This window comes from Vreelandella zhuhanensis, from assembly GCF_009793355.1.
GTDB lineage: Bacteria > Pseudomonadota > Gammaproteobacteria > Pseudomonadales > Halomonadaceae > Vreelandella > Vreelandella zhuhanensis.
The window spans coordinates 127,511-153,546 of record NZ_WTKP01000006.1 but is presented as its reverse complement, the minus strand read 5'-3'; the positions used below and the strand labels follow the sequence as shown (position 1 = coordinate 153,546).

At 59.8% G+C, this 26,036-nt stretch carries 19 protein-coding genes; 11 read left to right on the top strand and 8 right to left on the bottom strand.

The window, feature by feature from the left end; all coding sequences use genetic code 11:
* Positions 1 to 146 precede the first annotated feature (146 nt).
* The 3 genes from GPM19_RS10005 to iscB all read left to right on the top strand — a co-directional run bounded on the left by GPM19_RS10005 (position 147) and on the right by iscB (position 4,634).
* Positions 147 to 1,055: an MBL fold metallo-hydrolase gene (locus GPM19_RS10005; RefSeq protein ID WP_160418890.1), complete on the top strand. Its 909-nt coding sequence runs from the start codon at positions 147 to 149 to the stop codon at positions 1,053 to 1,055.
* A 142-nt stretch (positions 1,056 to 1,197) separates the two neighbouring features.
* Positions 1,198 to 2,964: a SulP family inorganic anion transporter gene (locus tag GPM19_RS10000; RefSeq protein WP_160418889.1), complete on the top strand. Its 1,767-nt coding sequence runs from the start codon at positions 1,198 to 1,200 to the stop codon at positions 2,962 to 2,964.
* A gap of 299 nt (positions 2,965 to 3,263) precedes the next feature.
* Positions 3,264 to 4,634, top strand: a complete 1,371-nt coding sequence (gene iscB, locus GPM19_RS09995) for an RNA-guided endonuclease IscB (RefSeq protein ID WP_160418888.1) — start codon at positions 3,264 to 3,266, stop codon at positions 4,632 to 4,634.
* A gap of 178 nt (positions 4,635 to 4,812) precedes the next feature.
* On the opposite strand, the gene GPM19_RS09990 is transcribed toward iscB, so the two are convergent.
* Genes GPM19_RS09990 through GPM19_RS09980 form a run of 3 tightly spaced genes read right to left on the bottom strand, consistent with a single transcriptional unit; the run spans position 4,813 to position 7,537 of the window.
* Positions 4,813 to 5,343: a chromate transporter gene (locus tag GPM19_RS09990; RefSeq protein ID WP_160418887.1), complete on the bottom strand. Its 531-nt coding sequence runs from the start codon at positions 5,341 to 5,343 to the stop codon at positions 4,813 to 4,815.
* Positions 5,340 to 5,906, bottom strand: coding sequence for a chromate transporter (locus tag GPM19_RS09985; protein ID WP_160418886.1), 567 nt, complete (start codon positions 5,904 to 5,906; stop codon positions 5,340 to 5,342). The genes GPM19_RS09990 and GPM19_RS09985 overlap by 4 nt, the downstream gene beginning before the upstream one ends.
* A gap of 2 nt (positions 5,907 to 5,908) precedes the next feature.
* Complete coding sequence (locus tag GPM19_RS09980; RefSeq protein ID WP_160418885.1) at positions 5,909 to 7,537, bottom strand: gamma-glutamyltransferase family protein; 1,629 nt, start codon at positions 7,535 to 7,537, stop codon at positions 5,909 to 5,911.
* Positions 7,538 to 7,670: 133 nt separating this feature from the next.
* Between GPM19_RS09980 and GPM19_RS09975 the strand changes: the two genes are divergently transcribed.
* Together GPM19_RS09975 and GPM19_RS09970 are read left to right on the top strand one after the other, a co-directional pair.
* Complete coding sequence (locus GPM19_RS09975) at positions 7,671 to 8,336, top strand: GntR family transcriptional regulator (RefSeq protein WP_160418884.1); 666 nt, start codon at positions 7,671 to 7,673, stop codon at positions 8,334 to 8,336.
* 107 nt (positions 8,337 to 8,443) lie between these two features.
* On the top strand, positions 8,444 to 9,097 hold the full coding sequence (locus GPM19_RS09970) for a peroxiredoxin (RefSeq protein ID WP_160418883.1): 654 nt from the start codon (positions 8,444 to 8,446) through the stop codon (positions 9,095 to 9,097).
* Positions 9,098 to 9,180: 83 nt separating this feature from the next.
* On the opposite strand, the gene GPM19_RS09965 is transcribed toward GPM19_RS09970, so the two are convergent.
* The 3 genes from GPM19_RS09965 to GPM19_RS09955 all read right to left on the bottom strand — a co-directional run bounded on the left by GPM19_RS09965 (position 9,181) and on the right by GPM19_RS09955 (position 14,825).
* Positions 9,181 to 12,303, bottom strand: a complete 3,123-nt coding sequence (locus GPM19_RS09965; RefSeq protein WP_160418882.1) for an efflux RND transporter permease subunit — start codon at positions 12,301 to 12,303, stop codon at positions 9,181 to 9,183.
* Positions 12,300 to 13,547: an efflux RND transporter periplasmic adaptor subunit gene (locus tag GPM19_RS09960; protein WP_160418881.1), complete on the bottom strand. Its 1,248-nt coding sequence runs from the start codon at positions 13,545 to 13,547 to the stop codon at positions 12,300 to 12,302. The genes GPM19_RS09965 and GPM19_RS09960 overlap by 4 nt, the downstream gene beginning before the upstream one ends.
* Before the next feature lie 303 nt (positions 13,548 to 13,850).
* The gene (locus GPM19_RS09955; RefSeq protein WP_227842359.1) at positions 13,851 to 14,825 is read right to left on the bottom strand and encodes a L,D-transpeptidase family protein; all 975 of its coding nucleotides are present in this window, start codon (positions 14,823 to 14,825) and stop codon (positions 13,851 to 13,853) included.
* Positions 14,826 to 15,123: 298 nt separating this feature from the next.
* Between GPM19_RS09955 and dsbD the strand changes: the two genes are divergently transcribed.
* From dsbD to dsbG, 3 genes are read left to right on the top strand one after another with little or no spacing between them, the layout of a single operon-like run.
* Positions 15,124 to 16,992 carry a protein-disulfide reductase DsbD gene (dsbD, locus tag GPM19_RS09950; protein ID WP_227842345.1) on the top strand — a complete coding sequence of 623 codons (1,869 nt, stop codon included), beginning with the start codon at positions 15,124 to 15,126 and terminating at the stop codon, positions 16,990 to 16,992.
* Entirely contained in the window at positions 16,989 to 17,813 is an 825-nt protein-coding gene (locus GPM19_RS09945; RefSeq protein WP_160418880.1) for a TlpA disulfide reductase family protein, read from the top strand. The genes dsbD and GPM19_RS09945 overlap by 4 nt, the downstream gene beginning before the upstream one ends.
* A gap of 26 nt (positions 17,814 to 17,839) precedes the next feature.
* A complete protein-coding gene (gene dsbG / locus GPM19_RS09940) occupies positions 17,840 to 18,625 on the top strand; it encodes a thiol:disulfide interchange protein DsbG (RefSeq protein WP_227842344.1) in 786 nt (261 codons plus the stop codon).
* A gap of 12 nt (positions 18,626 to 18,637) precedes the next feature.
* On the opposite strand, the gene GPM19_RS15775 is transcribed toward dsbG, so the two are convergent.
* Entirely contained in the window at positions 18,638 to 19,900 is a 1,263-nt protein-coding gene (locus tag GPM19_RS15775; protein ID WP_227842357.1) for a sensor histidine kinase, read from the bottom strand.
* Positions 19,901 to 19,941: 41 nt separating this feature from the next.
* Positions 19,942 to 20,619 carry a response regulator gene (locus tag GPM19_RS09930; protein WP_160418990.1) on the bottom strand — a complete coding sequence of 226 codons (678 nt, stop codon included), beginning with the start codon at positions 20,617 to 20,619 and terminating at the stop codon, positions 19,942 to 19,944.
* Between the two features lie 353 nt (positions 20,620 to 20,972).
* Here GPM19_RS09930 and dsrO point away from each other — a divergent pair, with 353 nt between their 5' ends.
* From dsrO to GPM19_RS09915, 3 genes are read left to right on the top strand one after another with little or no spacing between them, the layout of a single operon-like run.
* Positions 20,973 to 21,749 (top strand): sulfate reduction electron transfer complex DsrMKJOP subunit DsrO, encoded by a 777-nt coding sequence (dsrO, locus tag GPM19_RS09925; RefSeq protein ID WP_160418878.1) that lies wholly within the window; start codon positions 20,973 to 20,975, stop codon positions 21,747 to 21,749.
* Positions 21,733 to 22,941: an NrfD/PsrC family molybdoenzyme membrane anchor subunit gene (nrfD, locus tag GPM19_RS09920; RefSeq protein WP_160418877.1), complete on the top strand. Its 1,209-nt coding sequence runs from the start codon at positions 21,733 to 21,735 to the stop codon at positions 22,939 to 22,941. The genes dsrO and nrfD overlap by 17 nt, the downstream gene beginning before the upstream one ends.
* Positions 22,934 to 26,035: a molybdopterin-dependent oxidoreductase gene (locus tag GPM19_RS09915; RefSeq protein ID WP_160418876.1), complete on the top strand. Its 3,102-nt coding sequence runs from the start codon at positions 22,934 to 22,936 to the stop codon at positions 26,033 to 26,035. The genes nrfD and GPM19_RS09915 overlap by 8 nt, the downstream gene beginning before the upstream one ends.
* Position 26,036: the final 1 nt, after the last annotated feature.

Below are 26,036 nucleotides of genomic sequence, written 5' to 3'. Positions count from 1 at the left end.
TATAGTTGTGACCAGCTTTTCTTATATAATTTTATGGTCTAACTTTATAATATTAATTGTGCAGCATTATCCTTAATGAGTACACTGACCAGCACGGTCAGTTTCATCTCTGTGGTTTTACCCCGTGTCATTTTCAGGAGGCACATATGCAAACGTTTTCGCTTTCTCGCAGCACCGCCACCAATCATCCGGATGTTGCCGGGTTTTTCGACCCACGCACCTCTAGCGTGCAGTACATCGTCAGCGACCCGGCCACGCGCCAGTGCGCGATTATCGACCCGGTACTGGATTATGATGAGAAATCCGGCGCCACCGCCACACATCACGCAGACGAGCTCTTGGCCTACGTCAAAGAACAAGGCCTTGAGGTGCAGTGGATTCTGGACACCCATCCGCACGCAGATCACTTCTCTGCCGCACACTACCTGCAAGAGAAAACCGGTGCGCCCACCGCAATCGGTAAATACGTCACTGACGTTCAAGAACTTTGGAAAGGCATCTATCACTGGCCGGATTTCCCCACCGATGGTCGTCAGTGGGATCAGCTGTTCGCCGAGGGCGATACGTTCAAGGTAGGCGAGCTCGACGCTCGGGTAATGTTTTCGCCGGGGCATACGCTGGCATCGATCACCTACGTGATCGGCGATGCGGCATTTATTCACGACACGATTTTCCAGCCGGACTTCGGCACCGCCCGGGCCGACTTCCCCGGCGGCGACGCTAAAACGCTGTGGAACTCCATTCAGGCGATTCTGAGCCTACCCGACGACACACGCCTGTTCACCGGCCACGACTACATGCCCAACGGCCGCGAGCCGCAGTGGGAAAGCACGGTGAAGCAGCAAAAGGCGGAAAATCCGCACTTGGTGGGCATGGATGAAGCCGACTTCATCGCCCTGCGCAACGAGCGTGACCGCGAATTGCCGATGCCCAAGCTGATTCTGCATGCGTTGCAGATCAATACCCGTGGCGGACGTTTGCCGGAACCGGAAGCCAACGGTCGCCGCTACCTGAAAATCCCCCTCGACGCCCTGGAAGGCGCCGCCTGGGATTGATATCCCTTGATGCGCCGCCCGCTTCACGGCGGCGCTTTCACGTTCGCGTGCCGAAGATATCCGGTACGTGCCGCGGGCATGATCTTGAAGGGCACCGCAACAGGTTAGAAAACACAACCGATCGCAGCGTGTGAGACATGCAATGCAAATAAGACGCTACTTCCCTATCTTACAATGGCTGCCGCATTACGGACGTAAACCACTGGTCAGTGATTTACTCGCCGCACTGATCGTGACCGTCATGTTGATTCCTCAATCACTGGCCTACGCGATGCTGGCGGGTCTTCCCCCGGAAGTGGGTCTTTACGCCAGTATCGCGCCGCTAGTCATTTATACCCTGTTTGGCACAAGCCGTACGCTCGCCGTAGGCCCTGTTGCAGTCGTCTCACTCATGACCGCCGCTGCGATTGGTAACATAGCAACGCCCGGTTCTTCCGAATACATGGCAGCGGCTCTCATATTGGCGCTGCTATCGGGAGCCATACTGGTCTTGATGGGCCTTGCAAGGCTGGGTTTTCTGGCCAACTTTCTGAGCCATCCGGTCATTTCTGGCTTTATCACCGCATCAGGTCTGATCATTGCCGCCAGCCAGACAAAACACATTCTTGGCATCGAAGGAAGCGGACACACGCTAATAGCCTTGGGCCAAAGCATGGCGGCCAATGTTAACCAGCTTAACTTACCGACGCTGGCAATCGGTGTAAGCGTCCTTGCCTTCCTTCATGTCACGCGTCGCTGGTTAAAAAGACTACTTATCTCTCTCGGGACAGCGGCTCGAGTGGCAGATATGCTGACCAAAGCGGCGCCGATCCTCGCCGTTGGGGTAACAACCTACATCACATGGGCATTCGGCTTGGATCATCAGGGCGTCGCCGTTGTCGGTGACATTCCTTCTGGATTTCCGCCACTCACCTTGCCCGGTGGTGATAGTGGTGTCTGGCAAGAGCTGTTTCTCGCCGCACTGTTGATCAGTATCGTCGGGTTTGTCGAATCCGTGTCAGTAGGACAAACGCTGGCAGCGAAACGTCGCCAACAAATTGATCCGAACCAGGAGCTGATTGGCTTGGGTACTGCCAACATCGCTTCGTCTTTTACAGGTGGCATGCCGGTTACCGGAGGGTTCTCGCGTTCAGTCGTCAACTTCGAAGCCGGTGCAGAAACGCCTGCTGCTGGGGCCTTCACAGCTGTCGGCATAATGCTGGTCACTCTTTTCTTCACGCCCTTAATTGCCTACCTTCCCATCGCCACCCTAGCTGCCACGATTATCATCGCCGTTTTATCATTGGTGGACTTCGGTACGATCCAGCGTACTTGGCATTACTCGCTTAGCGATTTTAGCGCCATGCTGGCAACGATCGTCGTAACGCTTGGCATTGGCGTCGAGAGTGGCATTATAGCCGGCGTGAGCCTCTCATTAGCGCTTCATCTTTATCGTACTAGCCGTCCGCATAGTGCCGTGGTGGGGCGTGTTCCGGGCAGTGAACATTTTCGTAATGTGAAACGCCACGCCGTGGAAACCGACCCGCATCTTGTGATTCTGCGAATAGATGAGAGCCTTTACTTTGCCAATGCCCGCTACCTGGAAAACACCGTTACCGCGATAGCTGCAGGGCAACCGCCTCTTCGGCACGTAGTCATCGCATGCCAGGCCGTCAATGTCATTGATGCGTCAGCTCTGGAAAGCCTGGAAACCATTAATGCACGCCTTCACGATATGGGTACCACCTTGCACCTGGCCGAAGTAAAGGGCCCGGTAATGGATCGACTCAAGAAAACAGCGTTTATCAATCAATTAACGGGGCAAATATTTCTCAGCACTTATGACGCCTGGCAGGCCCTGCATTCCCCGGATGATCACAACAGTACTCATGAACCGCATTGTGTAACTCTGCCTTCGTCACCACCCTGAAAACGGCATTCGTCAACTACCTCGCCCTGAAGGGCGAGGCTTGTGAAAACAAGCCAGGTTGACCAGGGAAAGCGGTAATCAACCCGCTACGTTTGCAATAGGTCGTTAAGACCCACCGCCGAATGCTTCACTCAGTTCGGCGCTCTGGAAGATCAGGATCATGCTGGTGAAAGGTAAAGCGCCGAAGGTTCTGATCGCTGCGGCAACGCAGGAGCCGCTTGCAGACATTCCCGAGGGGAGACAGGTTGAAAGACCTGCGTCACCAGGCCCGTAAGGGTTCTATTTTAGAAGGAGATCGCATGGCGGTTTTCGTATTGGGAAAGAACAAGCAGCCATTGATGCCGTGCAGTGAAAAACGCGCACGCCTGCTATTGGAGCGCGGTCGGGCGGTGGTGGTGAATCGCACCCCCTTCGTGATCCGGCTACGGGATCGGCGCCAGAGTGACGGCACCTTGCAGCCAACCCTGCTGGCCGCTGATCCGGGCAGCAAGGAAACCGGCCTGGCGCTGATACGCCTGGAAGACAACACGACGGACGAGCAGGCACCGGCGATACGTCATGTGCTTTGCCTGTTTCAATTGGTCCATCGGGGTTTCCAGATTCGTCAGGCACTGGAGCAACGGGCGGGGTTTCGGCGGCGGCGTCGCAGCAAGAACCTGCGCCATCGGAAGCCACGTTTCGACAACCGGACGCGCAAGAAGGGCTGGCTACCGCCCAGCCTGCAGCATCGGGTCGATACAACCATGGCCTGGGTGGACAAGCTGTGCCGTTGGGTGCCGGTGACTCACCTGAGCATGGAGCTGGTGCGCTTCGATATGCAGAAGCTGGAAAATCCGGAGATTACCGGGGTCGAGTACCAGCAAGGCACCTTGCTTGGCTATGAGGTACGCGAGTACCTCCTAGAAAAATGGGGGCGAGCGTGCGCCTACTGCGGCACCGGTGATACACGGCTGGAGATTGAGCATGTGGTGCCCCGATCTCGGGACGGCTCGGATCGGGTGAGCAACCTGACCATCGCCTGTCACGACTGCAACACCGCCAAGGACAGCCAGTGGCTTACCGACTTTTTCGCTACCGACAAGGGACTCAAGAAACGGTTGAAGGCCAACGGCTTGTCGGCAGCCGTTCGCCTTGAGCGCGTAGAGCGCCAGCTCAAGTTACCCCTTCGGGATGCCACTGCCGTCAATGCCACCCGTTGGGCGCTGTTTGGTGCCATGAAAACCACCGGCCTGCCGGTCGCCGTGGGCAGCGGCGGTCGCACCCAGTACAACCGTCAGTGCCTGGGCATCCCCAAAACCCATGCCCTGGATGCGGCCTGTGTTGGAAACGTCGACTTCCTGAAGGGTTGGCAAATACCCACTCTGGTCATCAAGGCCACCGGGCGTGGCAGTTATCAGCGCACCCGGCTCGACAAATATGGTTTCCCGCGTGGCTACTTGATGCGCCAGAAGCAGGTACAGGGCTTTCAGACCGGCGATAGGGTCAGGGCGATTGTCCCGACCGGTAAGAAGGCCGGCACGCATACAGGTCGCGTGGCGATTCGCAAGACCGGCAGCTTCAACATTCAGACCGAACAGGGTGCGATCCAGGGGATTTCCTGGCGCTATTGCACCCTGCTGCAACGTGGTGATGGCTACGGCTACCACCCGTTACCCACGATTCAAGCCTAAAGGAGGCGCGGATAGGGAATCCCGAGTCGTGCTGCGCACGACGCGCTATCCCTCCCGGCACTAAAAGTACCGGGTATCCCGCGCAAAATCTGATGAGGGTCTCGCTCAGCGGCGTGATTTTGCATTGCCGACTGGCATTGGCCATGAAAGTCGAACCGCCAGGCATAGATACGTCCTCCTATCCAAGCAGTAAAGCGCCGTAACCGAGTCCGAAACAGACGACGAAAGCTGGGTGGATGCGAGTCTTCAATAGAAGTACGGCGGCGATACTCCCGATGATTGCGGTATGTAGAACACCCATACCCTCAATGCTCTCGGCCAGAAAGGACCAAGTGAGATATCCCATCAAGACCATGACTACTGGCCTCACCCACTGGCTCATCGACTTAACCTTGATCGAATCGCGATAGCGGTAAAGCGTACCCAAGGCCAGCAACATGATCAGTAGTGACGGAGCTACCGTGGCAAAGGTGGCAATCAGCGCGCCGGAGATACCCGCCACTTCAAAACCGATATAGCCAGCCATCTTGGTGGCAATCGGGCTGGGCAGGGCATTGCCTAGAGCCAAGGTTTCGGCAAAGGCTTGCGAAGTCATCCAGCCGTAGCGACCCACCACCTCGTTCTCGATGAGCGGAATAATCGCCGGACCGCCACCGTAGCCAACGATATTAGGAATGAAGAAGGCCAGAAAGACATGCCAATAGATCATTTAGTAGTGATCTCCTTTCTGTGCTGATGCTCGGGACGCAGCAGAGCCGCGATGAGAATCGCCCCGATCACAATGCCCGGATGAATATCCAGCCAGTAGATGAGCACGCCAGCCACGGCACCCATTAACAGGGTGATGATCCAACCCAGATTGCCCTTGGCTTTCTTGAAAAAGTCCCAGGTGAGTTGAGCCATCATCACCATCACCACCGGCACTACACCTTGGCTCATGCCCTGCATCCAGCGCTGGTCGCTATAACGACTGAACAGACCGAGTAGAGCGATCATTGCTAAGATCACCGGGCCGATCACGGCAAGAACGGCGTTTAGGCAACCCATCGTCCCCCCCACCCGGTAACCGATGGTACCGGCCATCTTGGTGGCAATCGGGCCCGGCAAGGTGTTACCGATGGCCAGAACATCGGCGAACTCCTCGTCACTCATCCAGGCGTAACGCTTAACCACTTCTTGATAGACCAGCGGAATCATCGATGGGCCGCCGCCGAAGCCAAGCAGGCCAATGCGCAGGAAGGCGAGAAAAAGCTGTCCTTGAGTTTTGAGCATGGTCACAGCACCGCGATGCTGGAGTCAGTTCTTGGCTCGGTACCGCCGCAATAAATGCCGGTGTCAGGATCGCGGATAATGATCTGGCCACGGCCAAAGCCGGTACTGTCGTGGGCCAATTGAATGTCATGGCCACGAGTCGCCATCTCCCGAACAAGGTGTATGGGAAAATTATGTTCCATACCGATGCGGTGACCTCCCATCCACTGCCAGCGTGGAGCGTCCAGAGCAGCCTGAGGGTTGAGGCCAAAGTCGACCAAGTTCATGATCATCTGCACATGGCCTTGAGGCTGCATGAAGCCGCCCATGACACCGAATGGCCCGAGGCCGATGCCGTCGCGGGTCAAGAAGCCGGGGATGATGGTGTGAAACGTTTTCTTACCAGGGGCGAGCACGTTATCGTGCGCCGGGTCGAGACTGAAATTATGACCGCGGTTCTGCATCGCGATACCGGTTTCGGGTATTACCACGCCAGAGCCAAACCCGTGGTAATTGCTCTGAATGAAGGAAACCATGTTCCCTTCTTCATCAGCGGTGGAAAAGTAGACGGTCCCCCCTCCCGTAGGTTTGCCAGGAGTCGGGTCCAGCGCCTGCTCACCGATCAGAGCGCGACGTGTACGCGTATAATCATCGCTAAGCAGGGCTTCAACCGAATGGCTCATGAACTCAGGCTGGGTGATATGGGTCTGACCATCGATGAAGGCAAGCTTCATGGCTTCGAGTTGCTGATGCAGCGTATGCGGATTGTCCCGGCTATCAATCTTCAAGCCCTCAAGGATGCGAAGCGCCATCAGGGCGACCAATCCTTGTCCGTTAGGGGGAATCTCCCAGACGTCATAGCCTCGATAGTTAACAGAAATAGGCTCGACCCACTCGGCCTGATAAGCGGCGAGATCACTGCGGCGTAGATAACCACCGGTGCGTTGCGAGAAAGCATCAATCTGCTCGGCTAAGTCTCCACGATAGAAGCTTTCGCATTGTGTCTCGGCCAGCGCTTTGAGCGTACGTGCTTGGGCTTCGCAGCGAAACATTTCTCCAGGGCGCGGTGCGTGACCTTCAGGCGTGAAGGTATCGAACCAGGCTTGCATCGAAGCTTGGTCATGTTGGCGGAACGTCACCTCTGCTCGCTGCCACAAAGTACTTATGACTGGTGAAACTGGGAAGCCCTCATGGGCCAGACGGATGGCAGGTGTGAGTAGAGTAGCAAAATCGAGCTTGCCGAATTTTCTAGAGAGTTCCGCCCAAGCAGCGGGTGTGCCGGGCACGGTGACTGAGGTCCAGCCGTAGAGGGGCATGTTGTCGTACCCGGCCTGCTTGACGGCTTCGGGCGTCAAATTTTCCGGAGCGGTACCGCTGGCATTGAGACCGTGAAGCTTACCTTTCCCGTTATTTTCTGCGGCGATCCAGACCAAGGCGAAAGCATCCCCACCGATACCACACCCGGTGGGCTCAACTACTGTCAGGGCGGCGGCGACGGCTATGGCTGCATCAACAGCGTTTCCGCCCTGAGCAAGCATGTCGCGTCCGATCTGACTGGCGAGAGGTTGAGAAGTAGCGACCATCCCCCGCTTGGCATAGGTGGCACTACGGCGGGAGGGATAAGGGTTATTCTGAGAGAAGAGCGTAAGCATACGACATCCGATCGTTTGTTGTGATATAAATCGTTTTAATATTAAAAAACGATTTTTATCACTATGACTCTTGATCTGGGTAGCGTCAACCTAACTAGACCATCAAGCATTTATGATCAGTGAGTAGCGCACTATGTCGATATCGGAATCAGAGAATGCAACTGCCTCCACACAAGCCTTCGAAGCTTTAAAGAAGGATCTTATTCGTGGACGTTTCGCTGCAGGAGAAAAACTAGCTATTAGCACCTTGAAAACCCATTACCAGGTGGGTTTGAGCCCGTTGCGTGAAGCACTTAACCGACTGGCAGCGTATGGTTTGCTGGAGCAGTTAAACCAGCGCGGCTTCAGGGTACCGGAGATACATCTGGAAGAGCTGGATGACATCGCCAACCTGCGCTCCAAGCTGGAGTGTATGGCGTTGACTCAGGCATTCCAGAAAGGCGATGCAGAATGGGAATCGCTACTACTCGCGGCACATCATCGGCTCAAGCGCGCCGATGAACAGCCACAGCAGGTCGAAGAGTGGGAATTCGCGCATTTACGCTTTCATCGTGCGTTACTCGCGCCCTGCGGCTCTACTTGGTTGCTGCGTTTTGTTGAGCAATTGCATGACCAGTTTGATCGCTATCGCCGCCTGGCTCCGCCTAACCCTGAAGTACGTCAGGTGCTGAATGTCCAGCATGGTGAGCTGATGGAATTGGCGTTATCTCGTGACATAGCTGCGGGACGGTCACTGTTGGACGATCACATACGCCTATCCCATGATGTGGCCAAGAAGTGTTGCCAGCCAAACACGTAGGTGGGGGTCTCCCCTGCCTATCATGGCTTTCTTCGCCCAGGTGTTGTTCAATCCTTGCTGCGCCCGTGTTATACAGGTGGTTTCAACCCACTTAGAGGGAGTCGATGATGTCACTACGAATCAACGAAGTTGTTCCGGATTTTGAAGCCGATACCAGCCAAGGCAAGATTCGCTTTCATGACTGGATTGGCGATAGCTGGGCAATCCTGTTCTCACACCCCAAGGACTTCACCCCGGTCTGCACCACGGAGTTTGCCGCGGTCGCGACACTGGATGCCGAATGGAAGAAGCGCGGCACCAAGGTGATTGGCGTGTCCGTTGATGGTGTCGAAGAGCACAAGCGCTGGATCGATGACATCGAAAGCTACTGCAAGAACGATGTCCACTTCCCGATCATTGCCGATGAAGACCTCAAGGTTTCCAAGCTCTTCAATATGCTGCCGGCAGAAGCCTATCTGCCCGATGGCCGTACACCGGCTCACAGCGCCACGGTACGCTCGGTGTTCATCATCGGTCCGGACAAGCAGCTCAAGCTCTCGATGACCTACCCGATGAGCGTTGGCCGTAACTTTGCCGAGGTGCTGCGTGCCCTGGATGCCCTGCAGACCACCACCCAGCACGGCATCGCCACCCCGGCAGACTGGACGGTAGGACAGGACGTGATTATTCCGCCGACTGTCTCCAATGAAGACGCCACGGCGAAGTTCGGCGACTACGAGACAATCTTCCCGTACCTGCGCAAAACCAAACTGCCCAAGTAAGCAAAAAGCTCGCATTCGCGTTCTTGGCACCACCCCGGTGATTCCGGGGTGGCTTTTTTTGTGCAGGCTCCGCCGGATCAAGCTCAGGCGGCCCGCACCGGCTTTAGGGCCAACCATTCGCGGCCATGCTCTAGCCATGAAAGCAGAACGGGTGTCACCAGTAGCACCAGCAGCGTAGAACCACCCAGGCCGAAGGCGATAGAGGTCGCCATGGGAATCAGAAACTGAGCCTGCAGGGACGTTTCAAATAACAAGGGCAAGAGTCCGCCAATCGTTGTCAGTGAGGTTAACAGCACTGCCCGTACTCGCTGCACTACCGCTTCATTGAGTGCGGCATCAATCGCCAGCCCCTGCTTGCGTTGCTGCCGATAAAAGCTAACCAATATGATCGCGTTATTTACCACAATACCCGACAACCCAAATAGGCCGAACAGCGACAAGATAGTGAGATCGATACCCAGCGCCCAATGCCCCAACAGCGCCCCGACAAGTGAGAAAGGAATGATAGCCATGACGATCAATGGCAGACTCCAGGACGCGAACACCCACGTCAGAACACCATACATCAACCCCAGACCAATCACTAAGCCGGTACGCATGTCCGCCAACGTTTCTCGTTGGTCAGCCGCTCGTCCCTCGAAGCTATAATTCAGGAAATGCTCACGCTCCAAGTTTGGCAATAGCTCTGCTGAAAGACTTTCCAGCACCTGCTCTGCCGAGGTGGCCTGGCTATTGATCTCGGCAGTGACTTCCACGGCCAGCTGACCGTCAGCATGACGCAAGGTTTCAAAGCCTTGACGATGTTCCAAGTCCATCACTTGGGAAAGCGGCACCTGACGGCCATCCGGCAAGGTTATTGCCAGACGTGAGAGGGTTGCCAAACGCTCGCGCTGCGCCCGAGGCAGCTGCACTCTTACCTCTATTTCGTCGGCACCGGACTGATGGATTTGTACCACTTGGCCATCGAAGGCGGTACGCAACTGACTCCCCAGCGCATCGGTGGTCAGGCCCAACACCTGGCCAAACGCATTAACCCGGTAGATCAGCTGCTCGCGCCCCCACGGCATGTCGTCTTGCGTACTGATCACCCCTGGCAAGCCTGCCATTGCTTGCCCCAGGGTATCGGCGGCACGGCGCAGTGCTTCAGCGTCGTCCGCCGTCAGTCGCACGTTGACATCACGTCCCGGTGGGCCAGCGGCACGCTCGTTAATATTGAGGCTATCGAGACCCGCCGGCGGTTGTATACGCTCGCGCCAGGCGCGAATAAAGGCGGCATTGCGCACGTCGCGAGCATCTGGGGAAATCAGCTCCACCATCAACGATCCGGCCTCATCACCCGTGCGCCCAGGCGAGCCACCTTCCTGGGTAGCGCCATAACGGGATACTGCGACCCGCACTAGCCCTCCGCCCATGGCCTGATCCGTCTCTTCCAGCGTCGACTGCAGATGATCGACAAAATCAGCCACACGCGTACGGTCGGTACCCGCGACGAAACTGGCATTGGCATACATCACGCTAGACTCAGGCGATGGGAAAAAGTTGAAGCCCAGCCGACCACCGGCCAGAAGCCCGGCAGTGACCAGCGTGATCGCCAAGGCACTGGCAAGAGTGGCGCCACGGTAGCGCAGTGTCAGCGCCGAGAAACGCCGGAACGGCCCTTCGCGGAAGTCATCAAAGCGCGTTTCGAAACCTTCACGTAGCCGCGCGATGCCACGGACAGGCCGCTTATTTTTTTCTCTTGGCGCAAAGGCGTTGCGCAGGTGCGCGGGCAGCACGACAAAGCACTCCAGCAGCGATGCGATCAGGACACAGATCATGATGACCGGAATATCTCCCAGGATATTGCCGATCACCCCACCCACCATCAACAGCGGCATAAAGGCGGCGACCGTGGTGAGTGATGATGCCACCACTGGCCATAACATGCGCCGCGCCGCGCCAGCCGAGGCATACTGAGACTCCTCGCCCATACGGTGATGAGCGTCAGCGTCTTCCCCGACAACAATGGCATCGTCGACGATCACGCCTAGCGCCATGATCAAGGCAAACAACGACAGCATATTGATCGAGCCGCCAATGCCCCAGAAGACGCCCAAGGATGCGAGAAAGGCCGTGGGAATGCCGATGGCTACCCACAGCGCCACGCGCGCTGGAAGAAAGAAATACAGAAGGATAATCACCAACAGCAGGCCGGTCGCGCCGTTGCCCAATAGCAACGAGATGCGCTCATCGATTAATTGCCAGGACTCATCGTAAACCTCAAGCCCAACGTTAGATGGCAGGATTGGACGCACTTCTTCCAGCCAAGCGTCCAACGTTCGAGCCGCTTCCAGTGAGTCACCTGTCTCGGCGCGCTGCAAAATCAGCTCGGCCGCCGGCTGACCGCGATAGGCGAGTTCGACCTGCCTCTCGCGCGGCTCCTGGTGAATCCTGGCAATATCACCCAGACGTAGCTGCACCCGGTCACTACTGAGAACCGTCATGTCCTCGAAGGCTAGGGCGTCACGGTGTTGCTCGAGTGAGCGCAACTCTCTCGTGCTGTCCTGCTGGCCCAGCAACCCTGCCGGTAAATCGCGTGACATCCCCTGAACCCGAGCGGCAATTTCTTCCAGTGAGAGCCCCAGTTCCTGCAATCGCTCGGACGGTACTTCAATACTGATCTGCTGTGCAGGGAGACCGGTAATTTCTACTCGGTCGATACCCTTCATCAACAGCTCGTCTTCAAAACGCTGCGTTAACTGGCGCAGCTCATGGGGCGCCAGATCACCGTGTACTATTAACCGCGCCACCGGTTCATAGCGCGCCTGGCGCGAAACCTCCGGCGCTTCAGCAGTGGCGGGTAAATTAGTGAAGCTGTCGACCTGCTGGCGAACCTCATCAAGCGTCAGCACCGGGTCGCTGTCTTCCACGAATTCGAGGGTAATGTTGGCGATGCCCTGAGCCGAAGTCGATGTCATGCGCTTCAAGTCATCGAGACTGCGAAGCTTCTGCTCAAGAGGATTGGTAATGCCCTGTTCTATGTCTTCAGCAGAGGCCCCGCTCCACACCACACGCACAGTGACCACATCAAGGGCGAAGGTAGGGAAAAACTGGATGTTCATGCGTGCGATGCCTAAGGCGCCGCCTAACAACATCACCAGCATCACCAGGTTGGCCGCCACCTTATGGTGGACAAAAAAATTAATCAGGCCTCTACGTTTGTTCATGGGTTTATCCCTTTGCCCACCAGCCCATCAGTCACCTCGACACGCAGTCCCTGCATGGCATTGGGCAAATGGGTTGCCATCACTCGGTCACCCTCATTTAATTCTTCAGCACGCACCAATAGCCAACGCTCACCTTCATCCCTCTGGATTTCTCCCAGGCGCTCAACGCGCTGGCGCTCAAGTCGATTATCACCATTAATGCGGTAGAGTAAGTTGGGGCCGTGCAGAGCGGCATAGGGAACCGCCAGCGCATTGGCTACTGCAGGGCGCTCTAGCTGCACTGTCACCATGGACCCGGGGCGTAGCCCATGAGTTTGGCTTTCCAGCGAGAAGATTGCCTCGATGCCAGTCGGGTCGCTCTCCCCCGCTAAACGTTCAAGGACAAAGCGCTGCTCGCCCCTCTCGGCTATGGCCAGTAACGGTGTGCCTTGCGTCAGATGCTCTTCAATTTCCGCTCGAAAGCGCTGGGGGATGCGAGCGCGCATTTCCAAGCCGTCAATTGGATAAAGTGACAATAAGGGGGCACGGGCGGCCACATGATCCCCGGGCGCTACTTGTACACGAGTGACTCTACCCTCGAAGGGTGCATGAGCACGCCCGCGTTCCAGGTCGCGTTGCGCTGTCGCCAGCATCACCTGAGTGCGTGCCAGACGCGCTTCCAGACTTGCCAGACGCGAGGGAAACTCGGCGACCGCACTTTCACGGCTGGTCACATTCAATTGAGCGCGCGCAACATTGTCTCGTGCCACGTCAAGATCGGCTTGAGAAGTAAGGTTCCGCGCCACCAACGTACGGTTACGTTCCAGCTGACGATTGGCACTTGCAAGGATTTCACGCTCTCGGGCTAATACCTGGCGATCGTTGCCATGGCGGATGCGCTGATTCTCCAGCTGGGCCTCAAGATCCGCCACCTCTGCTTCGGCCTGGCGCAGCGGTGGAAAAAGATCAGCCTCGTCAAGCGCCACCAGTAATTCACCTTCATCAACTCGCTGCCCGTCACTGACCGGGCGAACAGCCACCCGGGCTTCTATAGGCGCCACTAAATTGATCATCTCGGGTGCCATCACTTCGCCAAATAGCGGCAGCAACGGGACATGCTCGACGAGCGATACTGACAACGCCTCTACGGGCCAGCTGCGCTCCTGAGCCACCGCCGGGGCAGGCTCAGGGCGCGTCAAACGCAAAGCCATAAAGCCGACGATGCCGAGGGCCAGGATCACCACAGGTATTAAGCGCTTAAGCATAAGGATATCTGCATAGGGAATAAAACAGCGGCCACTATACCTTGCCAAAGCATTTAGGCGAATTGGCTGCCCCCGGTGGTGCGGCAACATAACGCAGCAATTCTCGGCACGACGGTTCAAGCGCCATGGCGCATTCTTTCGGCAGGCACACTGGAAGCCTGAAGCGCGAACGCTTGAAAGCACGTCGTGAAAGCACTTTTTAAAGCAGCCAACTTCGTTGCTTTCTTGCGCCCTGCTTCTTACTTCACAGTTCGTATAATGGGTATTTTATTAGAAAACGCGCGGCTTAGCCGCTGCGTACTGTCACTCGATTCGCGTTAAAAAGTCTTTCAGGATGCCTGACCCATCAGTTGGTTCATCACCGTTTCCATTAGGCACTTTATATAATGACGATAACGATTTTACTTGTTCATCCGGCTGCTCAAACAGTTCGCCTAATCGCTGGTCATCGAGTTTATCCAAGGCATCCTCTGCAACAAGTGATTGCGAAACAAGCATTTCCTTTAATGTTTCAGTGATTGACTCATCATTAGCAAATGTCTTGAAGACTTGCACATAAGCAGCACCGTCTTCGTCTGCACCGACTTTAATCGCTTGATCGATAATATTGACCTGGGTACCGCTGGGAATGTCATCAAATATCGACCCAATATCCTCAGGGTACATCCGAATGCAGCCGCGACTGGCGCGCATACCGATACCGTCAGGCTGGTTTGTGCCATGTATCAAGTAGCCCGGAATATCCAATAAGATAGCGTGCTCACCTAGGGGATTATCAGGCCCTGGGGGAACAACAGCTGGGGCAGGATCTCCGCGCTCAGCGGCCTCCTGGCGCATTGATTGCGGCGGATACCACGCCGGCTGCTCCAAACGAATGGTCGTTTCAGTGATCCCAAGCGGCGTATTATAGCCTTCGCGGCCAATTCCAATCGGATACGTTTCTATCCGCGGCGTCTCCCCTTCCCCTACCTCAGGGTAATAATAAAGCCTAAGTTCGGCGACGTTAATCACAATGCCTGTTCGCGCTACGTCAGGTAAAATATGGCGTCTTGGAATTGTGACCGCGACGCCTTCACCTGGCATCCAGATACTCACCTCGGGATTCGCGGAACGTATCTCCTCGTAGCCAATGTTATGCGTACGGGCAATGTCGATCAGCGTATCTTCTTTATTGGCGATCACTTGATAATCCTGGCCTATAAGGTCGCCTTGGGCCGGAATCACATGGTGGTTTTCAGGCACAGCGTCCGCGTCTGCATATCCCACTAACGGCCACATACAGGCTCCTAACGCTACTGCAGTACGCACTGCCATCACACTGTTCTTTAAACCTGATGACACTAGATTACTGTTCATGACAATACTCAATTTTAAGCTTTGATTTCTTTCGCGATAGGTTAATGAGGCGATAGGTTGATGACGCGACCGTAAGGCCAGAATAACGCCAGCCGAATTCCATCAGAATAACGATATTTGTTTTATGAATATACCTTCGAGCCCGCGATAGCAAGCGAGCTTCATTTTCAGCTCATCCCCATGGTCCAACCTGGCCGGCATCAAATCAGGAGTGATGGAAATGCGACCAAAGACGCGGCCAATGCAAGGGGTCATGCGATCGGGGCTCGTGCGGTGGCTACTGATGCTGGCCATGCTCAGCATTGCCACAGTGGCCACCGCCCAGAGTCCCTTCGGGCAGCAGGGGGATTTTCTGCACCCGGATCAGGCCTTCAAGCCAACGCTGGCTCAGGATGGCGATGAACTGGCGATCGATTGGCAGATCGAACCCGGTTACTACCTCTACCGCCACAGTTTCTCTGCCGACACGGAAGGCCGGGAGCTATCGCTGGACATGCCCGATGGGGAGTCCATCGAGGACGAGTACTTCGGTCGCTCCGAGGTCTACCGTCAGGCGCTGAGCATGACCACGCGCCCCGGTGACGTCGACACGTTAACCCTCCACTGGCAGGGGTGCGCCGACGCCGGGCTGTGCTATCCGCCGCAGCAGCGGACCTTCGACCTGGCTTCCGATACCACGAACACGACCCCCGTCTCGACCGCGACATCGAGTCCCGTTTCCGATCCAGAAGCAGGGATGGCGGAAGATCAGCAACTGGCGGCGCAGCTGGCCGGCAGTAACTGGGTCTGGGCGCTGGCCGCCTTCTTCGGCATGGGCCTGCTTCTGACGTTCACCCCCTGCGTGCTGCCGATGATCCCGATCCTGTCCAGCCTGATCGTCGGTCAGCGCAAGGCGGGAGAGAGTCAGCGGAGGACCGGTTTCGTGCTGTCTACCGCCTACGTTCTGCCCATGGCCGCCACCTACGCGGTACTCGGGGTTGCCGCCGCCATGGCCGGCGCCAACCTGCAGATACTGTTCCAGAACACCTGGTTCATCGGCCTGTTTGCGCTGCTTTTCATTGTTCTCGCACTGGCCATGTTCGGCCTGTTCGAACTGGAGCTGCCGAGAATGCTGCGGCAGCGCCTGGATGCCCGGATGGTGCGCCAACGCGGCGGACGCTTGAAAGGGGTTGCCGGGATGGGCGTGCTCTCCGCCCTGCTGGTGGGTCCCTGCATGACCGCACCGCTGGCGGGGGCGCTACTCTTCATCGCCGAAAGCGGCAATCCCTGGCTAGGTGGTGCGGCGCTGCTATCGCTTGGCCTCGGGATGGGCGCACCGCTGATCCTGATCTGCACCATCGGTAGTCGCCTGCTGCCCAAGCCGGGTGCCTGGATGATTCGCGTCAGAGCCTTTTTCGGCTTCGTTCTGCTGGGGATGGCGATCTGGTTCGTCGCTCGCGTGGTGCCGGACGCCATCGTCCTCGGCCTTTGGGGCGCTCTGGGGCTGGGCTTTGCCGTTTCGCTCCGCGCCCTGGCACGAAGCGCCAACGCCTCGAGCGTGGTGCCCCAGGTAACGACCGCCAGCGCAGCGGTCATCGCTCTGTGGAGCTCGCTGATACTGATCGGAGCCGCGGGTGGCGCCCATGATCCGTGGCGACCGCTGGCGGTCTATGCCTCGGCGGGCGATGCCTCGACGGTATCGCCCGCCGGCCAGCCGCTCGCGTTCGATGAGGTCAATGACCTGGCAATGCTCGACGCCCGTATCGCGCAGGCCGCTGAAAGTAGCCGGATGACGCTCGTCGAATTCACCGCCGACTGGTGCATTTCCTGCGAGGTGATCGAGCAGGAAGTCTTCACCGACCCGACCGTCCAGGCCGAGCTGCAGGATGTGCAACGACTGAGCATCGATGTCACCGACTATGATGCTCATGACCAGGCCATCATGCAGCACTTTGGTGTCGTCGGCCCACCGACGCTGATGTGGTTCGGCCCCGACGGGGACGAACGTCGCAGTGCCCGTATCATCGGCGAACTGAACGCCGAAACCTTTCTCGACCGCTTCGATCAGGCCAAACGAGCGGGCAAAAACACAAATGGGAGTCGCTCATGAATCCCCTGGATCGCAGCCTGGCCATCGGCCCGCTCGGCCTGAGTCTGGGACAGCTGTTGCTGGTTGTGTCGATGGTCGTCGCGCTGATCGTCGGTGCCTGGCTAGGCCGCCGGCGACAGCTCAGTGTCGGCGATCGCTTGTTCAATGCCCTGCTCATCGGCGTGGTCGGGGCGCGGGGCGTTTTCGTCGCCCGATACTGGGAGAGCTACGAAACCTTCTGGTCCTGGCTGGACATCCGCGATGGCGGCTTCGAGCCACTGGCCGGTCTTGCCATCGCCTCGCTCTATCTCGCCTGGCGGCTATGGCGCCACCCTGGCGAGCGGCGACCGCTCGGCATCGCCGTGGTATCGGGCGCTCTGGTCTGGTCGCTGACCGCGGGTGTACTGGCACTGATGGTCCCTCGAGGGGCGACCGTACCGTCGATACCGCTGACCGTCCTCGATGGTACGCAGGTGAGCTTGCCCGGCGTGCTGCAAGACGCCGACCAGCCCATGGTGATCAATCTCTGGGCCAGCTGGTGCCCTCCTTGTCGTCGCGAGATGCCGATACTCGAACAGGCCCAGCAGGAGCGGGACGACATAACGTTCGTGTTCGTCAACCAGGGCGAGAGCGTCGGTACGATCAATACCTTCATGCAGCGAGAGTCTCTGGCACTCGATCACGTCTATCGCGACCCGAACATGGCCTTCGGCCAGGAGGTGGGCGCCATGGCCATGCCGACCACGCTCTATTACAACGCCGATGGCATGCTTATCGACACCCACTTCGGTGAGCTTTCCCGCGCCACGCTCGATCGCAGTCTCGAGCGTCTCGAACCATGAACCTTTCAACCTTGGAAACAACCCCTATGTACATTCGCAATCCCCGCATGACGCCACGGCGCGCTTTGATGGCTACCTTCAGTGTCGGCATCGCCCTGGCGGCGAGCCTGCCAGCTGCCGCCGACAACGACTGGCCCACGCCGATTAAAGCGCTGGAGCAGCAAGGTTTCACGATTCACGGTGAATTCGACGCGCCCGACGGCCTGGGCTATGCCGCCAGCATGCGCGGCCAGGCCGTCGCGGCGTATATGACCACGGACGGTGAGCATGCCATCGTCGGCACGCTGATCGATGCCCAGGGACGAGACGTCTCTACCCAGCGGCTGGAGCAGCTCGTCAACGGCCCCAGGAACGCCGAGCTTTGGCAGCAGATGGCTGATCATCACTGGGTTCGCGATGGAGATGTCGATGCACCACGCGTGATCTATACCTTCAGTGACCCCAACTGCCCTTACTGCCGCAAGTTCTGGGAGGATGCCCAACCCTGGGTCGAGAGCGGCAAGGTTCAGATTCGCCATCTGATGGTGGGTATTCTCAAGGCAGACAGCCCCGAAAAAGCGGCAGCGCTTCTCAGCGCAGATAACCCCGGCGATGCGATCGCCGAGCACTTTCGCAGCGGCGCCCTACCGGACAGCGCGGGCAGTGATCAAAGCGAACAGTGGGTCAGCGAAAACACCCAGATGATGCGCGACGGCCAACTCTACGCAACACCCGTGACCTTCTATCAGGACGATGATGGCGAGGTACGCAAAGTCATGGGTGCTCCCACGCCGGACAAGCTTCGCCGCGTCATGGGTAGCGACGCGCCCTGACCCCTCACTGGATCAACTCGACGGCAACTGGAGCGACACCCGCAGCCCGATGCCGTTGCCGGACGTGAACGTCACCCGACCACCGGCACGGGTGACGATCGCGTCGACGATGGAGAGCCCCAGGCCACTACCCTGGGGGTGATTTCCGCGCTGGAACCGCTCCGTCAGGCGGGCAAGCTGTTCGGGCTGAATGGTTTCCCCCTGGTTGATGATGTTGATCACCGCCATGCCATTCGATTCTTGCGCCTCGATCTCGATCGGGGCGCCAGGCAAACCATGGCGCACCGCATTCCCGAGCAGATTACGCAGCGTGATCACCAGTAGCGAACCCGACAGGGCGATGTGTATCCGGCTCACCCTCTCGTTGTAACGACAACGGTCGCGACTGCCGGTTTCGGTCATCGCGGTTTCCAGTGCCTCCTCGAGAGGCGTGGGATCGAGACTTCCCCGGGTGATCTCTTCGCTCTCCATCCGTGCTAGCAGCAACAGCTGGTCGAGCGTTTGCGTCAGCCGTCTCACACCCGCCTCGGCCTGCCGCATTGCTTCCCGGTGCGGGTTCCCCTCGACCCGTCGTGCGATCTGAAGATGGGTGCGAATGGCGGTCAGCGGTGTCCGCAGCTCGTGAGCGGCATCGTCGGTGAAACGTTGCTCCAATTCGAGCATCCGCCGAGTCCGTGCAAGCAAGGTGTTGAAGCCATCGATCAGCGGCCGAATTTCGCCGGGCAACCTGCGAACGGGCAATGCCGAGAGGTCGTCATGGTCGCGTGAATTCAGCTGCCGCTGTAACTTCGAAAGCGGCGATAGCCCCCGGGTCACGCCCCACCACAAGGCGATGAGGCTGCCGATCAGCGCAAGCAGAAACGGATAGAAGGCGGCACGGCGCACCTGTGCCAAAAGCGATTCCCGCTCACGCAGGCGATCCGCCACGGTGATTCGCTTGTCATCGTCGACCAGGGTGTAGACACGCCAGCGCTGCCCAGCGTGATTGCGATAGCTGTAACCTTCGGCATCGATCGCAAGAACGTCGTTCATTTCAGGATGCGTGCCGGCCACCATCTTTCCGCGCAGCGACGAAACGCGACAAGCGACATTCTCGAGCGCGGGAATGGTCGACGTTACACCGCCTTCCTCGCCATTCCATGCAGCCGCCGGGGCGCGATCCAGCAGATTCGCCACCATGCGCGCCGATTGCGCCAGGCGCTGATCCATCGCGTGCTCGAGCTGGTTCGACAGGTCGCGCATCGACCACGCCGCGGTGATTCCCCACAGCAGCATCAATGTCATCCCAAGCGTGGCCACGAGTCTCAGACGCAGGCTCATGATGGCGTATCGCCACTCGGTGCGCCGAGGCGATAACCGATGCCTCGGACCGTCTCGATCACGTTGCGCCCAAGCTTGCGCCGCAGCTGATAGATCTGCACGTTGAGCGCATTGCTTTCGATCTCGTCATCGATGCTGTAGAGGCAATCCTTCAATTGATCGGCACTCAGGATTCGCCCGCGAGCACGGATCAGTGCCTCCAGCAGCATCAACTCCCGGCGTCCCAGTGCCACCGGTACGCCATCAAGCGTGACACTGCGAGCGACAGGGTCCAGGGCCAGATTACCGTGACGAAGGGAGCTGTCGACCTGCCCTGCCGCACGGCGCAGGAGCGCCTGAAGCCTCGCGGTCAACTCGTCCAGATCGAACGGCTTGACCAGGTAATCGTCGGCCCCTCCCTGGAGGCCCTCGATGCGACTGGCCACGGCGTCTCGTGCCGTCAGCATCAGCACCGGCGTCGCAACGCCCGACCGACGCCACTCTTGCAACAGCGTCAGCCCATCGCCGTCGGGCAGACGGCGGTCGAGCACGACCGCCTCATAGTCGATCGTCGCCAGAGCACCTCGCGCGGCCACCAGCGTGGTGACGGTATCGACCACGAAGTCGCTCAGGGCCAAGCCGGTCTCGACGCCAGCGGCCACTGGCGCGTCATCTTCGACGAGCAGTACGCGCATACCCCTCTCCTTGTTCCGTGATGCGAAAATCAATTCCCGGCATAGCTTGGCATATGCCGATGAAGTCAGGATGAGAGACACTAGCCAAGACCTAAACAATCATCACACCCGCGAGAGCGAGGACATGGCAGGTGCACAGGAAGCTGTTCTGCTTGGCAAAATTTTTTTGAACGCAGAATCGGATAAAATATTTTTAAATCAAATAGTTAATAGAAGATTAAGCGAACATTAAAAGCCTGCTAACGTTTAGTTGATGCACGTCAAGCTACAGGGTCCTGGGCAGAGTAGCCTACCGATATCGAACGCGCTCGCACCACTGCGGAGCACTCTCTTCATCGGCCACCGGAGGCCCCATGGATCCCATTCGCCGCTCCCTTCTCGGCCAGCTGGCTCGCTTGAGTGCGGGGGCTGCCCTGGTACCGCTATCGAGCGTTGCCAACGCCGGCATCAATCAGCAGCCGCCCCGCCGTGAAGGCGACCCTACCAAGCGCTACGGCATGCTTATCGATCTGCGCCAGTGCATCGGCTGCCAAGCCTGCACCGTGTCGTGCCATATCGAGAACGCCGCGCCGCTGGGCAGTTTCCGCACCACCGTCGCCCAGTACGAGGTGGAGCACCAGGAGACCGGCGAGGTTGCCACCTTCATGTTGCCCCGCCTGTGCAATCACTGCGAAAACCCACCCTGCGTGCCGGTGTGCCCGGTGGAGGCCACCTTCCAGCGCCAGGACGGCATCGTGGTGGTCGACAGCGACCGCTGCGTGGGCTGCGCCTATTGCGTCAACGCCTGCCCCTACGACGCCCGCTTCATCAATGAGCGTACCCAGACCGCCGACAAGTGCACCTTCTGCGCCCATCGTCTCGAAGCCGGCCTGCTGCCGGCCTGCGTGGAGAGCTGCGTGGGCGGCGCACGGATCATTGGCGACATGCGCGACCCCGAGAGCCAGATCAGCCGCATGATCGCTGAGCACGGCGACGCCCTGATGGTGCTGCAGCCCGAGAAGAACACAATGCCCCAGGTCTTCTACCTCGGCATGGACGAGCGCTTCGTCACCCGTCCCCAGGCCGAGCCGGTGGCCCTGGACGTCCTCGACCCCCACGGCAAGGAGATGGGCTATGAATTCCACCATTGAGCTGCTCGCCCCGCGCTATGACATCGCCTGGTATCCCTGGGCAGTACAGTACTTCTTCATGATTGCGCTGTCCTACGCCACCCTGTGGCTGGCCGCACCGGCGCTGGTATTCGGCAAACAGAAGTGGCTACCCACCGCGCGCCTGGCGCTGCTCGCCTGCCTGGCCACCACCCTGGTGGCCCCGGTGGCGCTGCTCGCCGACCTGCACCAGCCGCTGCGCTTCTGGCACTTCTACGCCTATGCCAACAGCCACTCCTGGATGTCCGTCGGCAGCCTGATCCTTCCGCTCTATGTGGTGGGTGTGATCGTGCTGGCGTGGCTGGCCTGGCGCCCGGCGCTGCAGGCCAATCGCCAGGCGCCCGGCATCGCAGGGTTCATTGCCCGCTGGTTGTCGCTGGGTGACTCTCCCACCCCGCGCGCCCTGCTGGTGCTGGTGGGCCTCTGTACGCTGGCCCTCTCCACCGGCATCATGCTCTATACCGGCGCCGAGGTGGCCATCGTCAAGGCCCGACCGCTGTGGAATACCGTCTGGCTGCCGCCGATGTTCGTGGCCACCGGCTTTATCGCCGCCGCCGGGCTGATTCTGGTGCTCAATCCTGTGACCGGTGAGCGCAGCACCGTGGTCAGTGGCCAGATGCTCAAGGTGATGCTGGGCGCCTGCCTGGTGGCGGGCCTGGTCGCCGGCAGCTGGTTCCTCGACGGTATCAACGCCGACGTCGGCTCGGTGGCTGCGGCCATGCAGTCGGTACGCGGCAGCGCCGAGTGGCGCAGCACCGCCCTCTGGGGCGGCCTGACCGGCCTGGCCCTGTTCGGCGCCGTGCTCTACCTGCTCAGTCGTCCTGCGCCGCGCCGCCCGGCACTCTATGCCTGGACCTGGGTGCTCGGTCTGGTGGCCCTGCACGTGGGCTGGATGTTCCGCTGGGTGGTGCTGATGGACGTGCAGACCGTGGCCCGCCACAGCGCCGGCTTCCACCATTACGGCATCCCCGCCGGCTCCTCCGGCATCCTGGGCATCGTCGGCACCTTCGGCCTGTGGCTCGCTGCCATCCTGCTGATCGACCTCTTCGTGCCGTGGCGCCAGGCCCGCCAAGGCGGCAGTGCTGCCGATCTGTCACCTGTAACCCCCGCCCCTGCACACCCCGCCGCCCAGAGCGCTGCGGAAAATTCTGAAGGAACTCCCAGCCATGGCTAAGTCTTCTGTAGACAAATCACGTCGCCGCTTCATGAAAGGTGCTGTCGCCGCTGGCGGCGCCGCCACCTTCGTCGCCGGCTACGCCGACCCGCTGCTCAAGATGGGCAAGGGCGTCACCGGCAGCGCGGGCGAGAAGCCGAAGGATCGCATCCACGGCAACTCCCTGGCGCCGGAATACAGCGTCGACCCCCAGAGTGGCGAGCTGACCCTCAACCCCGACCAGCGTGTGGCCTTCACCGTCTGCTACGGCTGCACCACCAAGTGCGGCGTACGGGTGCGCGTGGACAACGCCACCGATCAGGTGCTGCGCGTCTCCGGCAATCCCTACAACCCGCTCTCCGCCGACGAGCACCTGCCAATGCGCACCCCGGTGGTGGATGCGCTGCGCGGGCTGAGCGCCTATGGCGACCAGGGTCAGCAGAACCGTTCCACCGCCTGTGCCCGCGGCAACGCCATGATGGCGCAGATCGACAGCCCCTTCCGTGTGACCCATTGCCTCAAGCGGGTGGGCGGCCGCGGCGGCCGCGAGTGGCAGAAGGTCTCCTTCGAGCAGCTGATCGAGGAGGTCTGCGAGGGCGGCGATCTGTTCGGCGAGGGCGACGTGGATGGGCTACGCGCCATCCACGACCACGACACCCTGATCGACCCGGAGAACCCCGAGTACGGCCCGAAGGCCAACCAGCTGATGGTGATGGAGGCCACCGACTACGGCCGCTCCGCGCTGCTCAAACGCTTCACCTTCAACGCCTTTGCCACCCGTAACTACGGCCACCACGGCTCCTACTGCGGGCTGGCCTATCGCATGGGCTCTGGCGCGGTGATGGATGACCTGGCCAAGAACGCCCATACCAAGCCCGACATCCAGAACGCCCGCTTCATCCTCTATGTAGGTACCGCCCCCAGCCAGGCCGGCAACCCCTTCAAGCGCCAGGGCCGCCTGATCGCCCAGGCGCGCGCCGCCGGCAGCCTGGATTACGTGGTGATCGACCCGGCACTCAACGCCTCGGTCTCCCACGCCGCCGATCACAACCGCTGGGTGGCGATCCGCCCGGGCAGCGACAGCGCCCTGGCCATGGGCATGATCCAGTGGCTGCTCGACAACGCGGGCTACGCCAAGGACTTCCTCGAGCTTCCCGGCCAGCCCGCCGCCGAGGCCGCCGGTGAGGCGACCCACACCAACGCCACCCATTTGGTGATCGATACCGAGGGCCACCCGCGCCGCGGCCGCTTCCTGCGCGCCAGCGACCTGGGCCAGGCCGAGGCCGGAAGCGAGGCCGACCTGCCCATGGTGGTGGCCGACGGCGACCTGGTGCAAGGCACCCAGGTGATGGCCGCCGAGCTGTTCGTCGACCGCGAGGTGGCGCAGGCCGATGGCAACAGCGTGCGCGTCAAGAGCAGCATGACCCTGCTGCGCGAGGCCGCCAACGAGCACGGCCTGGCCGAGTACGCCGAGCACTGCGGCATCCCCGAGGCCACCATCATTGACCTGGCGCGGCGCTTCGCCAGTCACGGGCGCCGCGCGGTGACCAACTCCCACGGCGGCATGATGTCGGGCAACGGCTTCTACGCCGCCTTCGGCATGCAGATGCTCAACGTGCTGGCCGGCAACCACAACCGCAAGGGCGGCAGCGCCATGGGCGGCGGCCAGTTCAACGGCGTCGGCGAAGGCCCCCGCTACGACCTGGCCAACTTCCCCGGCAAGCGCGGCCCCCAGGGCCTGTTTCTGTCCCGCTCGCGCTTTCCCTACGAGAAGTCCTCCGAGTACCAGCGCAAGGTGGCCGCCGGCGAGGACCCCTATCCGGCCCGGGCCCCCTGGCGCTCGCTGGCGCCGCCCATTCTCACCGAGCACCTGTCCTCGGCGCTGGACGGCTACCCCTACCCGATCAAGGCAGTGATCGGCTGCATGGCCAACCCCATCTACGGCCAGGCGGGCCTTGAAGCGCTGATCGCCGAGAAGCTCAAGGACCCGAAGCGCCTGGGGCTGTTCGTGGCCATCGACGGTTTCCTCAACGAGACCAACCGCTACGCCGACTATATCGTCCCGGACTCGGTGATGTACGAAGTGTGGGGCTTTACCGGTGCCTGGAAGGGCAATCTGGGCAAGATGACCACCGCTTGCTGGCCGGTGGTGGAACCGCGCCAGCAGCAGACCGCGGAAGGCGAGCCGGTCTCCATGGAGAGCTTCTTCATCGCCACCGCCAAGCGTCTGGGCCTGCCCGGTTTCGGCGACGAGGCGATCCCCGATGCCGAGGGCAAGCTGCACCCGCTCAACCGTGCCGAGGACTTCTTCCTGCGCGCCGCCGCCAACGTGGCCATGCAGGGCGAGCCACTGCCCGCCGCCGACGCGAGCGACATCCAGCATGCCGGCCTGGCACCGCTGATGCCGCGCCTGGCGCGCACCCTCAAGCCCGAGGAGCGCGGCCCGGTGGCCTACCTCTACGCCCGCGGTGGGCGCTTCGAGGACTTCAAGGACCACTTCAAGGGCCAGAACCTCACCAGCGCCTGGAAGCGCACCCTGTGCGTCTACAACGAGCAGGTGGGCACCAGCATCAACACCCAGAGTGGCCAGCCCAACCGCGGTGTGCCCTGCCACGGCCTGCCGCCGCTGGCCGACGGGCGCGCCATGCGCGAGGTATTCACCGAGGAAGAGTGGCCGCTGCTGGCGTTCTCGTTCAAGTCGAACCTGATGAACTCCTACGCCATCGGTCTCGAGCGACTGCGCATGATCAAGCCCTACAACCCGGTGATGATGCACCGCCAGGACGCCGAGCGTTTCGGCATCTCCCATGGCGACACCATCCGTATCGAGAGTCCCGGCGGCAGCGTGGTGGCCCTGGCGCTGGTCGGCGAGGGGGTGATGCCGGGGGCGCTGGGCATCGAGCACGGCTACGGCCACCGTGATCTGGGGGCCACCCCCCATGTGATCGACGGCGAGTCCCAGCCCGACCTCGAATGGCTGCGCGCAGGCATCAACATCAACGACCTGGGCTTCAAGGATCCCACCCGCAACGTGGACGGCACCTGGCTGGAGCCGATCAGCGGCGCCGCCGTGCGTCAGGGCTTGCCGATCCGCGTGACCCCTATCGACGTCTAAC

What these genes read in the sequence shown, in the direction of transcription:
- nrfD (WP_160418877.1), top strand. Translation starts at nt 21,733, where the DNA reads ATGAATTCCACCATTGAGCTGCTCGCCCCGCGCTATGACATCGCCTGG.
- GPM19_RS09980 (WP_160418885.1), bottom strand. Translation starts at nt 7,537, where the DNA reads ATGCTTACGCTCTTCTCTCAGAATAACCCTTATCCCTCCCGCCGTAGT.
- GPM19_RS15775 (WP_227842357.1), bottom strand. Translation starts at nt 19,900, where the DNA reads ATGCTGCTGTGGGGAATCACCGCGGCGTGGTCGATGCGCGACCTGTCG.
- GPM19_RS09915 (WP_160418876.1), top strand. Translation starts at nt 22,934, where the DNA reads ATGGCTAAGTCTTCTGTAGACAAATCACGTCGCCGCTTCATGAAAGGT.
- GPM19_RS09930 (WP_160418990.1), bottom strand. Translation starts at nt 20,619, where the DNA reads ATGCGCGTACTGCTCGTCGAAGATGACGCGCCAGTGGCCGCTGGCGTC.
- GPM19_RS09945 (WP_160418880.1), top strand. Translation starts at nt 16,989, where the DNA reads ATGAATCCCCTGGATCGCAGCCTGGCCATCGGCCCGCTCGGCCTGAGT.
- GPM19_RS09960 (WP_160418881.1), bottom strand. Translation starts at nt 13,547, where the DNA reads ATGCTTAAGCGCTTAATACCTGTGGTGATCCTGGCCCTCGGCATCGTC.
- dsbD (WP_227842345.1), top strand. Translation starts at nt 15,124, where the DNA reads ATGCGACCAAAGACGCGGCCAATGCAAGGGGTCATGCGATCGGGGCTC.
- GPM19_RS10005 (WP_160418890.1), top strand. Translation starts at nt 147, where the DNA reads ATGCAAACGTTTTCGCTTTCTCGCAGCACCGCCACCAATCATCCGGAT.
- GPM19_RS09990 (WP_160418887.1), bottom strand. Translation starts at nt 5,343, where the DNA reads ATGATCTATTGGCATGTCTTTCTGGCCTTCTTCATTCCTAATATCGTT.
- GPM19_RS09955 (WP_227842359.1), bottom strand. Translation starts at nt 14,825, where the DNA reads ATGTGGCCGTTAGTGGGATATGCAGACGCGGACGCTGTGCCTGAAAAC.
- GPM19_RS09975 (WP_160418884.1), top strand. Translation starts at nt 7,671, where the DNA reads ATGTCGATATCGGAATCAGAGAATGCAACTGCCTCCACACAAGCCTTC.
- GPM19_RS09970 (WP_160418883.1), top strand. Translation starts at nt 8,444, where the DNA reads ATGTCACTACGAATCAACGAAGTTGTTCCGGATTTTGAAGCCGATACC.
- GPM19_RS10000 (WP_160418889.1), top strand. Translation starts at nt 1,198, where the DNA reads ATGCAAATAAGACGCTACTTCCCTATCTTACAATGGCTGCCGCATTAC.
- GPM19_RS09965 (WP_160418882.1), bottom strand. Translation starts at nt 12,303, where the DNA reads ATGAACAAACGTAGAGGCCTGATTAATTTTTTTGTCCACCATAAGGTG.
- iscB (WP_160418888.1), top strand. Translation starts at nt 3,264, where the DNA reads ATGGCGGTTTTCGTATTGGGAAAGAACAAGCAGCCATTGATGCCGTGC.
- dsrO (WP_160418878.1), top strand. Translation starts at nt 20,973, where the DNA reads ATGGATCCCATTCGCCGCTCCCTTCTCGGCCAGCTGGCTCGCTTGAGT.
- dsbG (WP_227842344.1), top strand. Translation starts at nt 17,840, where the DNA reads ATGTACATTCGCAATCCCCGCATGACGCCACGGCGCGCTTTGATGGCT.
- GPM19_RS09985 (WP_160418886.1), bottom strand. Translation starts at nt 5,906, where the DNA reads ATGCTCAAAACTCAAGGACAGCTTTTTCTCGCCTTCCTGCGCATTGGC.